Source organism: Rhodococcus sp. CX (assembly GCF_015865005.1).
Taxonomy (GTDB): Bacteria; Actinomycetota; Actinomycetes; order Mycobacteriales; family Mycobacteriaceae; genus Rhodococcus.
This window is the reverse complement of the sequence record NZ_JADZGH010000049.1, coordinates 13,920-26,813: the sequence shown is the minus strand read 5'-3', so window position 1 is coordinate 26,813 and position 12,894 is coordinate 13,920. Positions and strand designations below refer to the sequence as shown.

General features: G+C 68.1%; 15 protein-coding genes. 7 read left to right on the top strand and 8 right to left on the bottom strand.

Features of this window, described 5'->3' with window-relative positions:
- Positions 1–35: 35 nt before the first annotated feature.
- The 5 genes from I0Q12_RS05005 to I0Q12_RS04985 all read right to left on the bottom strand — a co-directional run bounded on the left by I0Q12_RS05005 (position 36) and on the right by I0Q12_RS04985 (position 5,818).
- The gene (locus tag I0Q12_RS05005; protein ID WP_197250898.1) at positions 36–1,568 is read right to left on the bottom strand and encodes a long-chain-fatty-acid--CoA ligase; all 1,533 of its coding nucleotides are present in this window, start codon (positions 1,566–1,568) and stop codon (positions 36–38) included.
- 49 nt (positions 1,569–1,617) lie between these two features.
- A complete protein-coding gene (locus tag I0Q12_RS05000; RefSeq protein WP_231610023.1) occupies positions 1,618–2,538 on the bottom strand; it encodes a cyclase family protein in 921 nt (306 codons plus the stop codon).
- Positions 2,539–2,849: 311 nt separating this feature from the next.
- Positions 2,850–3,503, bottom strand: coding sequence for a TetR/AcrR family transcriptional regulator (locus I0Q12_RS04995; protein WP_231610022.1), 654 nt, complete (start codon positions 3,501–3,503; stop codon positions 2,850–2,852).
- A 54-nt stretch (positions 3,504–3,557) separates the two neighbouring features.
- Positions 3,558–4,535, bottom strand: coding sequence for an alpha/beta hydrolase (locus I0Q12_RS04990; protein WP_197250897.1), 978 nt, complete (start codon positions 4,533–4,535; stop codon positions 3,558–3,560).
- 56 nt (positions 4,536–4,591) lie between these two features.
- The gene (locus I0Q12_RS04985) at positions 4,592–5,818 is read right to left on the bottom strand and encodes an acyl-CoA dehydrogenase family protein (protein WP_197250896.1); all 1,227 of its coding nucleotides are present in this window, start codon (positions 5,816–5,818) and stop codon (positions 4,592–4,594) included.
- 164 nt (positions 5,819–5,982) lie between these two features.
- Between I0Q12_RS04985 and I0Q12_RS04980 the strand changes: the two genes are divergently transcribed.
- A complete protein-coding gene (locus I0Q12_RS04980; RefSeq protein WP_197250895.1) occupies positions 5,983–6,366 on the top strand; it encodes a DUF5313 family protein in 384 nt (127 codons plus the stop codon).
- Here I0Q12_RS04980 and I0Q12_RS04975 read toward each other — a convergent pair.
- Entirely contained in the window at positions 6,353–6,982 is a 630-nt protein-coding gene (locus tag I0Q12_RS04975; protein WP_248675148.1) for a TetR/AcrR family transcriptional regulator, read from the bottom strand. The genes I0Q12_RS04980 and I0Q12_RS04975 overlap by 14 nt on opposite strands.
- Here I0Q12_RS04975 and I0Q12_RS35055 point away from each other — a divergent pair.
- From I0Q12_RS35055 to I0Q12_RS04950, 6 genes are all read left to right on the top strand, one after another.
- Positions 6,867–7,130 carry a putative leader peptide gene (locus I0Q12_RS35055; protein ID WP_368862567.1) on the top strand — a complete coding sequence of 88 codons (264 nt, stop codon included), beginning with the start codon at positions 6,867–6,869 and terminating at the stop codon, positions 7,128–7,130. The genes I0Q12_RS04975 and I0Q12_RS35055 overlap by 116 nt on opposite strands.
- 102 nt (positions 7,131–7,232) lie before the next feature.
- A complete protein-coding gene (locus tag I0Q12_RS04970) occupies positions 7,233–7,748 on the top strand; it encodes a DUF4242 domain-containing protein (protein ID WP_197250893.1) in 516 nt (171 codons plus the stop codon).
- A 7-nt stretch (positions 7,749–7,755) separates the two neighbouring features.
- Positions 7,756–8,805 carry an acyl-CoA dehydrogenase family protein gene (locus I0Q12_RS04965; protein WP_197250892.1) on the top strand — a complete coding sequence of 350 codons (1,050 nt, stop codon included), beginning with the start codon at positions 7,756–7,758 and terminating at the stop codon, positions 8,803–8,805.
- Positions 8,781–9,527, top strand: a complete 747-nt coding sequence (locus I0Q12_RS04960; protein WP_197250891.1) for an ABC transporter ATP-binding protein — start codon at positions 8,781–8,783, stop codon at positions 9,525–9,527. Before I0Q12_RS04965 ends, I0Q12_RS04960 begins: the two co-directional genes overlap by 25 nt.
- The gene (locus I0Q12_RS04955; protein WP_197250890.1) at positions 9,524–10,690 is read left to right on the top strand and encodes an ABC transporter substrate-binding protein; all 1,167 of its coding nucleotides are present in this window, start codon (positions 9,524–9,526) and stop codon (positions 10,688–10,690) included. Before I0Q12_RS04960 ends, I0Q12_RS04955 begins: the two co-directional genes overlap by 4 nt.
- Positions 10,687–11,511 carry an ABC transporter permease gene (locus tag I0Q12_RS04950; protein WP_197250889.1) on the top strand — a complete coding sequence of 275 codons (825 nt, stop codon included), beginning with the start codon at positions 10,687–10,689 and terminating at the stop codon, positions 11,509–11,511. The genes I0Q12_RS04955 and I0Q12_RS04950 overlap by 4 nt, the downstream gene beginning before the upstream one ends.
- 42 nt (positions 11,512–11,553) lie before the next feature.
- Here I0Q12_RS04950 and I0Q12_RS04945 read toward each other — a convergent pair whose 3' ends face one another.
- Together I0Q12_RS04945 and I0Q12_RS04940 are read right to left on the bottom strand one after the other, a co-directional pair.
- On the bottom strand, positions 11,554–12,429 hold the full coding sequence (locus I0Q12_RS04945) for an alpha/beta fold hydrolase (protein ID WP_197250888.1): 876 nt from the start codon (positions 12,427–12,429) through the stop codon (positions 11,554–11,556).
- A gap of 55 nt (positions 12,430–12,484) precedes the next feature.
- The coding region (locus I0Q12_RS04940; RefSeq protein ID WP_197250887.1) for a TetR/AcrR family transcriptional regulator at positions 12,485–12,894 on the bottom strand (410 nt) is incomplete at its 5' end.

Sequence of the window (12,894 nt, the reverse complement as noted above, 5' to 3'; positions counted from 1 at the left end):
TCATCGCGAGCTGCCGCCGATCCGGTGGGGGCCGATCAGGCCGGGGAAGGTGCGAAGCGATCCCGTAGGTCGCGCTTGAGGATCTTGCCGGTCACGTTCTTGGGGAGTGTGTCGACGAACTCGACGCGGCGCGGCACCTGGAATCCGCCGAGATGCTCGCGGCAGCTCGCGATGATGTCGTCGGCGCTCGCGTCGGCTCCTTCGCGGAGAACTACGACGGCACAGACGATTTCGCCCCAGGTTTCGTTCGGAACGCCGATCGCGGCGGCTTCGGCGACGGCGGGGTGGCGGTAGAGGGCCTGCTCGACCGCGAGGGACGCCACGTTCTCGCCGCCGCTGATGATGAGGTCCTTCTTGCGGTCGACGATGTACACGAAGCCTTCGGCGTCCTGCCGCACCAGATCACCGGTGTGGAACCAGCCGTCGGTGAAGGCGGCCTCGGTTGCCTCGGGATCGTTCCAGTATCCCGACATGACCTGGTCCGCGCGCACGATCATCTCACCGATCTCGCCGCGGGGAACATCGTTCATCGCGTCGTCGACGATGCGGATGTCCGCCAGTCGCATCGGTTTTCCTGCGGCCGCCAGCAGTTCGGGCTCGCCGTTCGCGGCCCGGCGATGCGACGCCTCGTCGAAATGGAGGACGTTGCCGGCCAGCTCGGTCATGCCCATTCCCTGGTAGAAATCGCAGCCGAGCCGGTCCAGGCCTTCGCGGAGCACCGCTGCGGGGATGGCGGACGAGCCGTACCCGATCGCTTCGAGCGTGCCGAGATCGTGCTCGTCGAGCGCGGGATCCTGCAGCAGGAAGTTGATCATGGTGGGAGCGAGTCCGGTCTGCGTGACCTTCCACTCCTCGACCGTCCGGAGGAAGGTCGCGTTGTCGTAGGCACGCAGAATCCCGACCGTGTTGCCGTTCAGGTGGTTGAGCAGCGTCACGTAGCCGCCCACGTGACAGAGCGGGAAGCAGAACAGAAACACGGTACCCTCGGGCAGGTTCCAGTGGAGCGCCGACGACGTGATGCCGCTGAGCAGGTTCCGGTGGCTGATCGCCACGCCCTTGGGCATTCCCGTGGTGCCGCTGGTGTAGACCAGCCACGCGATGTCGTCCGGGGACGGCCGGGTCACCGGCGGCTCCGTCGATGCGTTGCGGACGAACGACTCCCAGGAGGTGTCCTCGTCGGAACCGTCGATGACGACGATCGTGTGGACGGAGGGGACGCGCTCCCGGACCGTTGCGGCGACCTCGGCGAATTCCTCGGAGACGACGAGCACCGACGCCCCGGAGTGCTCGACGAGCGCGACGATCTGTTCGGGATGGAGCCGGAAGTTGAGGATGGTCAGCGCCATTCCGGCCATCGGGACGCCGTAGTAGCAGTCGAAGTACTCGGTGCAGTTCGTCGAGAGGATCGCGACCCGGTCACCCGGATTCGCTACGGCAAGAAGCGCATTCGCGAGTCTCCGGGTTCGGTCGCGCAGTTCGCCGAAGTCGACCACGTCGTTCTCGAATCGGAGGGCGATCCGGTCGGGATGTTTGCGTGCGCCGTACTCGACGATGTCGCTGAGCAGCATGTCGGGGGTTCTCCTGAGGTCGAGGGGATTGTGCGAGCGACCGTGGCGCTCAGCGGATGGCGAGCGGATTGATCGGCGACCCGACGCCACGGGTGAACTGCAGGGGCGGTCCCGCGTAGAAGAAGTCGTAGACACCGTCGGCCGCGCATGCCGCGGCGAGTTCCTCGAAGTTGAGCATTTCGGCGAGCGTCATGCCCATGTCGCGGATGAGCACCATGTGCAGTTCGAACAACGCACCCGGGTTCTCCCCCGGCATGACCTCGACGGCCCAGTTGTCCGCGCCGACCACGGCGACGTCGCGGTCGCGGAGCCACTGCGCGCAGGCGAGCGACAGGCCGGGTTCCCCCGCCATGTACGACGCCGGGTCGCGCTCGGCGAGAAACTTTGCATGCCAACCGGTTCGGATGAGCAGGATGTCGCCCGGCCCGACCTCCACCTGCTGGGATCGGGCGACCGCGTCGAGTTCGTCCGGTCCGATCGCGGTTCCCGCCTCCAGCCAGTCGACGCCGCGGTGGCGGGCGATGTCGAGGAGGACGCCGCGGCCGGCGATACCCTTGGACTGCGTATGGATGCCGCACTTGTCGGCGCCCTTGACGGTGATGCCGGTGCCGGGATGACCGTTGTAGATCTGCTCGTCGTACTGGACGTGCGAGAGCGCGTCGTACTGCGATCCGGCCTGCAGCGGCATGAACACGTAGTCGTCGGCCCACTTGAATCCGCCGGGCAGGACCTGCTCCTGGCCGTTCTCGGACATGAGGCGGATCGGGTTGATGCGGGCGCCGCCGGGCTGAGGCCCGTCGCCGTCGAGGGGGATCCCCAGCTCGAAGATCTCACCCGTGCGAATCAGCTTTGCCGCCGCGACCAGGCGTTCCGGGGTGATGAGGTTCGTCGTACCGCGCTCGTCGTCGGAGCCCCACCGCCCCCAGTTGCGCACCTTCTCGCCGAGTTCACGCATCGCAGGAACGGGCATGGTCTTCCTCCAGGGGTCTGTTCGTGACGTGACAGTCATGTCAACTTCATTGATTCCGATTGTGAGCGACAACACTCGAAGTGTCAATAGGCCGCCGTTCCGGGAGTGCGCCCGGCGACCGCATCCTCGGTAGTCCCCTGGTCGGGCGGCACGAATCCGACTGTTGTGCAGCAGATTCGGAAACCATCCGCTCGGGGTGGCGGGATCCCCTGCAAGACTGCTCGACCCACCACACCGAACCGGCCCCGCCCCGATCCATCTCGGGGGCGGGGCCGGCGACGGCGTTCCCGGCGGGGGCGGACGCGGTGTGATCAGTCCGATGTCAGCAGCGCGGTAACCATCCGCGTCATCACCGACGTCGCCTCGTGAATCGACAGTCGCGACACGTCACGCAGCGACACCCAGGTCGGCCAGGTGACGGCGATGCCCAGCGCCTGCAGCACCTCCCCGCGGCGGGGGACATCGCCTCCGGCGAGTTCACGGGCGAACAACGCCTCGATCTCCGAACTCACGCCACGCAGGTACCGCACCCGGTTGCGCTGCAGTTCGCGGGAGAACGGCGCCCGGAGCTCCGACGACCGGGCGAAGGGGGCGACGAATTCCAGAACCCGGGCACGCTGCCGACAATACGTCTCGATCCGTTCCTCCAGCGACAGGTCCGCGTCGATCGGCTCGATCATCGTGTTCTGGCGACGCAGCACCTCGGCTCCCGTCGCTGCGAACAGGGTCTCGAGGTCGTTGAAATTCCCCCACAGCGATCGCAGCGACACCCCGGCCCGGTCCGCGATCTGCGCCCCCGTCGGCGAGAGTTCACCCGCGCCGATCAGGGAGATGTGCGCCTCGACGATCGCGCGGCGGGTCCGCTCGGCCCGTGCCTGGCGCCCGTCCACGGCGGGCGGCGCGTCGTCCTGCCTGGCGGCACCGTCGACCGGTGCTCCGATTTCGCGCGCCGGAATCACGCGCACGGGCGGCGTACTTCCACTGACAACCCCCATCGAATCCCCCCAAAAGTCTTCGTTCTAGTCGGTCTCGAGCACCGCAGTACGCGCAGTGGCGCGAATGATCGAATCACACAAGGACGCGGTTGCGCGACGGGTTACCGCTGCTCCGCGAACCAGAGAAAATCCGTGGAAAGTGCCGGGCCAGAGGTGCAGTTCCACGCGCACGCCGGCCTGCAGAAGGCGCTGGGCGTATTCGAGCCCTTCGTCGCGCAGCGGATCGAGTTCGTTGACGGTGATGTAGGTGGCCGGCAGTCCCGACAGATCCTGTTGCCGCGCCGGCACCGCCTCCCCGGTCGGCGGCTGCTCGCCCAGATAGTGACGCCAGCTCAGCGCTGCCTTGGTGTTGTCCCACACGGGCGTGTCGGTGCCGCTGCGCATCGAGGCGGTCTGGAGCCGGTCGTCGAGTTCGGGCTCGAGCAGAACCTGCAGCGCGATCGGCGGGCCGTCGAGGTCCCGGGCGCGCAGAGCGACGCTGGCGGCCAGGCCGGCGCCCGCGGAATCGCCGACCAGGACGATCCGGTCCGGGTCGATGTCGAGATGCGTTGCACTCGAAGCGATCCAGGTCAGGGCGGCGTAGCAGTCGTCGACCGCGGCCGGGTACGGATGCTCGGGGGCGAGCCGGTAGTCGACGGAGACGACGACTGCCCCGGTGCGCCGCGCGATCACCGAGTTCAGTGCGTCGCTCTGCGCGGCCGAGCCGAGCACGAAGCCGCCGCCGTGGATTTCGAGCACGACCGCCCGGGATCCGAAGTTCCCGTCCGGACAGGCGTCCGGCACGAACAACCGGACCGGAATCTCCGGACCACCGGGCGCACCGGGGACCAGCCACTCCTCGACGGCGACGCCCGAGGTGTCCGCGGGACCGAGCCCGGACATCAACTCGTCGAAGGTGCGGCGAGCCTCCTCCAGATTCTCGAGGCGCAGGTCGGGTAGCTGCGCCAGGGCCGCGGCGAGATCGGGATCGACCGTCGCCGCGAACGGCATAATCTCACTCATGCCGGATGACACTAACCGATTCGGCAGTCGCAGTGCAGATTTTCTCCGGGGCAGAACTATTCGGCGAGCAGGCCCTTCGCGATGTGGGTCACCTGGATCTCGTTGCTTCCCGCGTAGATCATCAACGACTTGGCATCGCGCGCGAGCTGCTCGACGCGGTACTCGGCCATGTAGCCGTTGCCCCCGAACAACTGCACCGCTTCCATCGCCACCTCGGTCGCGGCACGCGAGGAGTACAGCTTCATCGCCGACGCCTCCGACAGGCTCACCGGCTTGCCGGCCGCGGCGCGTTCGATCGCGCTGAACACCATGTTCTGCACGTTGATGCGCGCGACCTCCATCTCGGCCAGCTTGAGCTGGATGAGCTGGAACTGCGCGATCTCCCTGCCCCACAGCTTCCGGGACTTGGCGTACGCGGTGCACAGCTTCAGGCACTGCTCGATGATGCCGAGCGAGAGATAGGCGATGCCGATCCGTTCGGCCGCGAACGATTCCTTCGCGCTGTCCTTGCCGTCGCTCTTGCCGCCCTCCTCGGTTTCGCCGAGCAGCCGGTCGCGGGTGATGCGGACGTTGTCGAAGAACAGTTCGCCGGTGGGCGAGGAGTTCATGCCCATCTTCTTGAACGGGGCGCTCTGCGTCAGCCCCTCCATGCCCTTGTCGAGCACGAACGCGAGGACCTTGCGATCCCGCCGATCGACGGTCGCGTCCCCCTCGTCGAGCTTCGCGTAGACGATGATGACGTCGGCGTAGGGGCCGTTGGTGATGAACGTCTTCTGGCCGTTGAGGATGTAGTCCTCGCCGTCGCGGCGCACGGTCGACTTCATCCCGCCGAATGCGTCGGAGCCGGAGTCCGGTTCGGTGATCGCCCACGCGCCGACCTTCTCCATGGTGACCAGTTCCGGCAGCCAGCGCTTCTTCTGGGCGAGGGTGCCGCGGCTGCGGATGGTGCCGGCGGTCAGGCCGAGGCTCACGCCCATCGACGCGACGAGACCGAGGCTGACACCGGCGATCTCGATGTTGAGCAGCGCCGCCATTCCGGGCGAGCCGCCCATCCCGCCGGACTTGGCGGGCGCGCTCTCCCCCGCTTCCTCGCGGGCCAGGGCTTTCGCCAGCGATTCCCGGGCCATCTCGTCGATGCCGAACGCCGCGAACATCTTGCGGATGATGTCGTACGGCGGCAGCGCACCGCTCTCGAGTTCATCGACGTGGGGGCGGATTTCCTTCTCGATGAAGCCGCGAAGAGCGTCGCGGAACATGAGGTCGGTGTCGGACCACTCGTACATGGTCGCAATATAGAACAGGTTCCTGGGGCCGTACAGGACTCGTCCCACTCCCGCCTTCCCCGCGATCGGAGAGATTTGGACCGCACGATTAGTTAGTGCGCTACTTATATGTGTACGCTCGATCTCGACCGATCGTGACGACACACGAGGAAGCGAAACGGCACATGCGCACTCGCCCCGGCCCCGTCCAGTGGACCGCCTACGCCTTCGGACGCCCCCTACCCGCCTCGATGCGCGAATGGGTCCGCAACGACCTGGTCGGCGACCACGCCGTCCTCCGCCACATGATCCGCAGCCAGGTCCCGTTCCTCCCGGTCTACGCGGCCTTCCTACTGCTCCCCGGGCCGATCTGGCTCCGCCTGAGCACGGCGGGACTCGGCATGATGCTGTCGCTGTTCTTCTCCGTCGCCTACATGGCCCACAACCGCACGCGCCGGCTCGAGAAGAACGGACTGCCCGGCGACCTCGAGAACGACCGGGTCAAGCAGCGGCGCGCGGCCGAGCACGCCGCCTACGAGAAGTGGCGCAGCACTCTCACCCCGCAGTAGCGGGGGCGGCACCAGTAGCGGGGGCAGCACCGACCAACTCCGCGACCATCTCGCGCCCCAGTCGCAGCGGCGCGTCGCTGTGCTCGAGCTTCGACCCGGCGAGCGCGCCGTCGTAGATCAATCGGATCCGCAGGGCGAGGGCATCCGGTTCGGTGACGCCGGCCGCCGTGAGGAGTTCGACCAGCGTGCGCCGCAGCCACTCCCGGTGCGCGACCACCGGCGGAAACGATTCCTCCGGGAATTCCGTTGCGGCATTGGAGTATTGACATCCTCGAAAACCCTTCGAGGGCGCCGACGCGAGTGCCAGGTCGAAGAAGGTGAGGATCTTGACGATCGGATCCTGCACACCGGCGACCGCACCTTCCCACCGGGCACGGTCCCGGCCGTCGAGCCGATCCAGATAGGCGAGCACCAGCGCGTCCTTCGATCCGTAGGACGAGTACAGGCTGGCGCGTGCGACCCCCGATTCGGCGAGGATGCGGTCGATGCCGACGGCCCGGATGCCGTGTTCCGAGAAGAGCGCCGTCGCCGTCTCCAGGAGTCTTTCGGCAGGACCGGGCTTGCCGGTGCGGGTGTTCCGGCCGGTGTTCGACTCGGTGTGGGTGGAGACTGTCACGCCGTCGAGCCTAACCGACCCTCGCAATAGACAGATCGGTCTGTCTACATGTACGGTGAGCTTCGTGACCCACCGCCAGCTGACCCGCCGCCTGCACGTGGACCTCGTGCGCGTGGCCGGCGCCGCGTGTTGTCACATTCACCGCTGACCGGCGAAGCCCCGCCCGTTCTCGGGCCCTGACGCACGTCGACCGTGCCCGGGTGCCGGCGCAGCGACACACCCCATCCCCGTTTCACCGGAAGGTGCCCTCATGTCCCTGTACCTGTACGAACTCGTGCCCGCAGACGGCCAGGCCGACGCCGCGATCAAGGCGTTCGACGCCGAGGTCGCCGCGGCCGGCGGCGAACTCATCGAATCGCAGGTCACCACCGGTGGCGCCCGCGTCTTCGCGATCGCCGAGTTCGACGCCTGCCGCGCAGCCCAGCTCGAAGCCGCCCAGCTCGACGTCGCGGAGATCGTGGGCCCCAACGAAGTTCGTCTGGTCGGCGCGGATCTCGACGAAATCAAGGCAGCGCGTCCCGAGGCCGGCTATCTCGTCGAGTGGGACATCCCGGACACGATCGACATGGACACCTACCTGGCCCGCAAGAAGGCCAACTCCCCCAAGTACGCGAACGTTCCCGAGGTGAGCTTCCTGCGTACCTACGTCCGCGAGGACATGGACAAGTGCTTGTGCTTCTACAACGCTCCGGACGAAGCCGCGGTCGTTCGCGCCCGCGAGGCCGTCAGCACTCCGATCGACCGCATCCACTCGCTCGAAGGGTAGGAACCCGATGACCGCGGCCATGGAACGAACCGACGAGCAACAGCGCCGGGCGATCGCAGAATTCGTGCGCGATCGCGCTGCCGCGCTGGATCGCGGGGAAACCGACACCCGGATCGATCTCGCCCGGATCGGCGAATCAGGTCTTCTCACCGGCGGACTCGACGGCGGCGAACTACGGGACATGGTCGCGGTCATCGAGGACGTCGCAGCCGAATCTCTCGCGGTCGGCTTCTCCCTGTGGGCACAGCGCATGGCCCTCGAGTACATCGACCGCGCGCCGGCGACGCTGCGCGGGAAGTTCCGCGACGACCTGGGCGCAGGCCGGCGGGTCGGCGTCACCGCCATGGCTGCGGCAATGAAACATCTTGCCGGCCTGGGTGATCTCACGCTCGCTGCGGAACGTACCGACGACGGTCTGGTGGTGTCCGGTCCGATCCACTGGGCATCCAACGTATTCGACGATGCACTCATCGTCTTCCCGGCGCGCACCGCCGACGGCAGCGGAGTCGTCGCCGCGGTCCGCGCGGACAGCCCCGGCATCCGCATCGATCCGCGGCCGGACCTGCTCGCCCTCGGCGCGACCGCATCGACCTCCCTGACGTTCGACCGGGTGCACGTTCCGCACGACCAGATCGTCACCGACGAGCTCCGCTCGTTCTGCGGCGCCGTCCGCCCCACCTTCCTACTGTTGCAGACCTCCTTCTGCGTCGGGATCTCTCGCACCGCGCTCGACGAATCCTGTTCTCGTACCACCGGACTCGGCGCACTGTTCGTCGACGAGTACCACGCGCTGCGGGACCGCTTCGACAACCTCCGCGACCGTCTCTACGAGTACGCCGGCGCTCCGGCGTCCGTGGCCCCGGCCGATCTGCTGCGGCTGCGCCTCGACGGTTCCTTCGTCGCGGTCGAGGCGACGCGGCTCGAGTCGACGTTGCGCGGCGGCGCCGGCTACGCGTCCGCGAGCGCAACCAATCGCCGCTTCCGCGAAGCGGCCTTCCTGCCCATTCAATCGCCGTCGGAAGGACAGCTTCGGTGGGAACTCTCGCAGTACGAGTAGTACAGGGCTACAAGAGTTTTCCCGGCCGGACCGAACCCGTTCTCGACGGGGTCGACCTCGACATCGACACCGGCGAGTTCCTGGTGGTGCTCGGCAGCAGCGGTAGCGGCAAGTCCACGTTGCTGCGCATCGTCGCCGGTCTCGACCGTCTCGACCGAGGCGCGGTCACCTGGCCCGAATCCGACGACGCGGCCCGCCCGCACACCGGTGTGGTGTTCCAGCAGCCGCTCCTGATGCCGTGGCTCACCGTTCGCGAGAACGTCGCATTCGGTGGACGTTTCGCCGCCCATCGCGACCGTTTCGACCCCGCGTACGCCGACGAACTGCTCGACACGTTCGGTCTCGCGGGTCTCGCCGGCTACTACCCGGACCAGCTCTCCGGCGGTCAGGCACAACGGGTCGCGGTGGTCCGGGCCGTCGCGGTGCGGCCGCGGCTGCTGCTGCTCGACGAGCCGTTCAGCGCGCTCGACCCGGCGATCCGCGCGGATCTGCAGGACTGGCTGAGCGGGCTCGCCCGCGACCTGGGCTTCACCACGGTGCTGGTCACCCACGACATCGACGAGGCGCTGAGTCTCGCCGATCGCATCGCCCTGCTGGGGTCCGGCGGCCGGGTGCAACAGCAGTGGCACCTGGACCACGACGGAATCACCGAATCCGAACGGCAGCGGCTGCGCACCGAGATCCTCGCCCGCTACCGCGACACCGCACTCGAAATCGCATGAGCACGAACATCGGCCGACGGACGCTGCTGCGCGGCGCCGTCGGTCTCGCCGCCGCGGGTGGCGTCGCAGGCCTTCTCGACCTGGGCCGGGCCGCGAGCACGGACCGCACGAACACCAGCGGCCGACTGCGCATCGGCTACCTGCCGATCACCGATGCCGCTCCCCTGCTCGTGGCACATCACGCCGGGCTGTTCGCCCCGGGCGTCGTCGACGACGTCCGCCCCGTGCTGTTCCGCAGCTGGGCCTCGCTCGCGGAAGCGTTCGTCACCCGCCAGGTCGACGTTGTCCATCTGCTCATGCCGATGGCGTTGCAGCTGCGGTATTCGCTGGGTAGCGCGGTGCGGGTCCTGGGCTGGAACCACACCAACGGGTCCGCGCTCACCGTCGCCCCGCACATCACCGAACTGGGGCAGCTCGCGGGACGACAGGTGGCGATCCCGTTCTGGTGGTCCATCCACAACATCACGGTCCAGCAGATGCTGCGCGCCCACGGCCTGCGCCCGGTGATCCGGCAGTCCGCGTCGCAGTCGGCCGGCACCGTGGAGCTGGTGGTGATGAGCCCGTCCGACATGATTCCGGCGCTCGCGAACGGCTCGATCGCCGCGTTCACCGTCGCGGACCCGTTCAACGCCGCCGCCGACCTGCGCGGCATCGGCCGCATCCATCGGTTCCTCGGCGACGTGTGGCGCGAGCACGCGTGCTGCGCGCTGCTCGTGCACGAGGACCTCATCGACCGCAATCCGACGGTGGTGCAGCAGGTCTCGGATTCCCTTGTGACCGCGCAGCTGCGGATCGGCACCGACCGCCGCGCCGCCGCGGAAGCCCTGACCGCCGGCTATCTGCCGCAGCCACTGCCCGCGGTGACCCGCGCGCTCACCTACCCCGAGCCGCCGGGAACCATCCGGCACCCGCAGTGGCATCCTCAGCGGATCGGCTATCAGCCGTTCCCGTTCCCGAGCTTCACCGAGGCGCTGGCGCTGGCCATGCACGACACGGTCGTCGACGGCGACACCCGTTTCCTGTCGCGTCTCGATCCCGCGACCGTGCACGCCGACCTGGTCGACGACCGCTTCGTGCGGACCTCCCTGGTCCGGGTGGACGGCACCGCCGCGTTCGGTCTGCCCGCAGATCTCACCCGTATCGAGGAGGTCGATCCATCGTGAGCACCACCGCGCTCGCTTCCCGTGCCCCCGTCAGTCCGCGTCGGGACGCGTGGTGGCCCCCGTTCGCCGCGATCGCCGTCGCCGTGTTCGTGTGGTGGCTGCTCACCACCGTGGTCGCCGGATCCGATTCGCTGGTCCGGGAATTCGCACCGCAGCACGTGGTGCCCGCTCTCGGGGATCTGATCTCCCGCGGGGTGCTGCTGCCGGATATCGCGGCGAGCATGTGGCGGCTGCTGGTGGGGCTGCTGATCGCCGCGGTGGTCGGGATCCCGCTCGGGCTGCTCATCGGACTGAACCCGGTCGTCGAGCGGGCGTCGATGCCGGTGGTGCAGTTCCTGCGGATGATCTCACCGCTGTCGTGGGCTCCGATCGCGGTGGCGCTGTTCGGAATCGGACACCAACCGGTGTTCTTCCTGATCGCCGCTGCGGCGGTGTGGCCGATCGTCATCAATACCGCCGCCGGCGTCCACGGCATCGATCCGGGACATCTGCTCGTCGCCCGGTCGTTCGGCGCCACCCGCCTCGAACAGCTGAGATCGGTGGTGCTGCCCGCGATCCGCGGACAGGTGCAGACCGGTCTGCGCGTCGCCCTCGGCATCGCGTGGGTGGTGCTCGTTCCCGCCGAGATGCTCGGCGTCCGATCCGGACTCGGCTACCAGATCCTCAACGCCCGCGATCAGCTCGCCTACGACCAGGTGATGGCCGTGATCGTCGTGATCGGTGCGCTCGGCTTCTGCCTGGACTGGGCGGCCCGTCACGTGCTGCGCGAGCGCCGGCGACCGGTCCCGGTCGAGGACGGCGACTCCCCCAGGTCGCTCTGATCGACCTTCCCCGGGTTCTCACGCGGCGGGGCGGGGTTCCGGCTATCGCTTCCAGGCGGCGAGCACGGTGCGCACCGCCGTGACGACGGACAGCGGCTGGTCGAACATCGGATGGTGACCGGCCGCGGGCAGTACGGTCATCACCGCGTCGGGACCGAACAGCTCCCGCAACTGGGCGTACAGGGCGTCGTCGACGATGCCGTGCTCGCTGCGGAAGTACACGACCGGGCAACGCGGGGTCATCTCCTCGAGACTGCTCCGCGTCTCCCGACCGATCCGCATGGCGTCGAACTTCCAGGTGTACCCGCCGTCGACGGGCTTCAGCGAGCCGCGGGCGATGTGATCGAACACGTACGGCTCGGCATGCTCCTGCGGCGGAACGAGACGGAAGCGCGCGACCGCATCCTCGACGGTCGGGTACACCTTCGGTGGACCCGCCGGCCGCGCCGCCTTCATGCGCATCTCGAGTTCCTCGGGGGTGAGATCGCGGATCGGCGAGTCGAGGATGACGACACCGGCGAGACGCTCCCCCATCCGGTGCGACGCCGCGAACGACACGATGCCGCCCATGCTGTGCCCGACCAGGACGGGCGGTCCGACGATCCCGCCGGCTTCCGCGGCGGCGAGCACCTCGTCCGTCCAGGTTTCGAGACCGTAGTGGTCGCGGTGGTCGCTGTCGCCGTGTCCGCTCAGGTCCAGCGCGACGACGCGCCGGGACTCGGCGAGCTGCGGCCCGATGTGGTCCCACCAGCCCGAATGGGCCATACCGCCGTGGACGAGGACGATGCCGGCCTGCCCCGGATCACCCCACGCTCGGTAGAAGATCGTCGCGCCCGACACCGTGCATTTGCCCGTTTCCACGGGAGCAGCGAGGGCGTCGACGAACCACTGGGGAGCAGCACCGTTCTCATTGCTCATCACTCGAACTTAAGCGAAGTGTGACGTCCACCAACATCCGGGCCGTCTTTCCGCCTCACGCGTCAGCGGGAATTGCGCGCTCGACGGCGGTCCGCACCAGCTCGGCGGCGCGCTTCTCGTCGAAGATTCCCGGAAGCGTGAGGCGCTCCAGGATCAGCCAGTTCAAGGCGAGGTACAGCAGCACGACGGCGTCCTCGCCTCCGGGCAATCCGGACTCCCGGTAGTTGGCCACGTTGAAGTCGAGATCGGCTCGCACCCGCTCGGTGAGCAGGGCCTGCAGTTCGGGTCGCCGTGTCGCCTCGAGCCGGAGTTCGAGGACGGCGAGATATCCGCTTCGGAAGCCGCTGACCCGTTCGATCACTTCGGTCATCAAGTCGATCATGGACTCGCGGGTCTGTCTCTGCCGCGACTGCGCTACGACGTCCTCCCCGGGAATCAGCCGCTCGTAGTAGCGGTGTCCCACCT

What these genes read in the sequence shown, in the direction of transcription:
- I0Q12_RS04980 (WP_197250895.1), top strand. Translation starts at nt 5,983, where the DNA reads ATGCGCACTCGCCCCGGCCCCGTCCAGTGGACCGCCTACGCCTTCGGA.
- I0Q12_RS35055 (WP_368862567.1), top strand. Translation starts at nt 6,867, where the DNA reads ATGCCGTGTTCCGAGAAGAGCGCCGTCGCCGTCTCCAGGAGTCTTTCG.
- I0Q12_RS04945 (WP_197250888.1), bottom strand. Translation starts at nt 12,429, where the DNA reads ATGAGCAATGAGAACGGTGCTGCTCCCCAGTGGTTCGTCGACGCCCTC.
- I0Q12_RS04985 (WP_197250896.1), bottom strand. Translation starts at nt 5,818, where the DNA reads ATGTACGAGTGGTCCGACACCGACCTCATGTTCCGCGACGCTCTTCGC.
- I0Q12_RS04990 (WP_197250897.1), bottom strand. Translation starts at nt 4,535, where the DNA reads ATGAGTGAGATTATGCCGTTCGCGGCGACGGTCGATCCCGATCTCGCC.
- I0Q12_RS05005 (WP_197250898.1), bottom strand. Translation starts at nt 1,568, where the DNA reads ATGCTGCTCAGCGACATCGTCGAGTACGGCGCACGCAAACATCCCGAC.
- I0Q12_RS04970 (WP_197250893.1), top strand. Translation starts at nt 7,233, where the DNA reads ATGTCCCTGTACCTGTACGAACTCGTGCCCGCAGACGGCCAGGCCGAC.
- I0Q12_RS04955 (WP_197250890.1), top strand. Translation starts at nt 9,524, where the DNA reads ATGAGCACGAACATCGGCCGACGGACGCTGCTGCGCGGCGCCGTCGGT.
- I0Q12_RS04965 (WP_197250892.1), top strand. Translation starts at nt 7,756, where the DNA reads ATGACCGCGGCCATGGAACGAACCGACGAGCAACAGCGCCGGGCGATC.
- I0Q12_RS05000 (WP_231610023.1), bottom strand. Translation starts at nt 2,538, where the DNA reads ATGCCCGTTCCTGCGATGCGTGAACTCGGCGAGAAGGTGCGCAACTGG.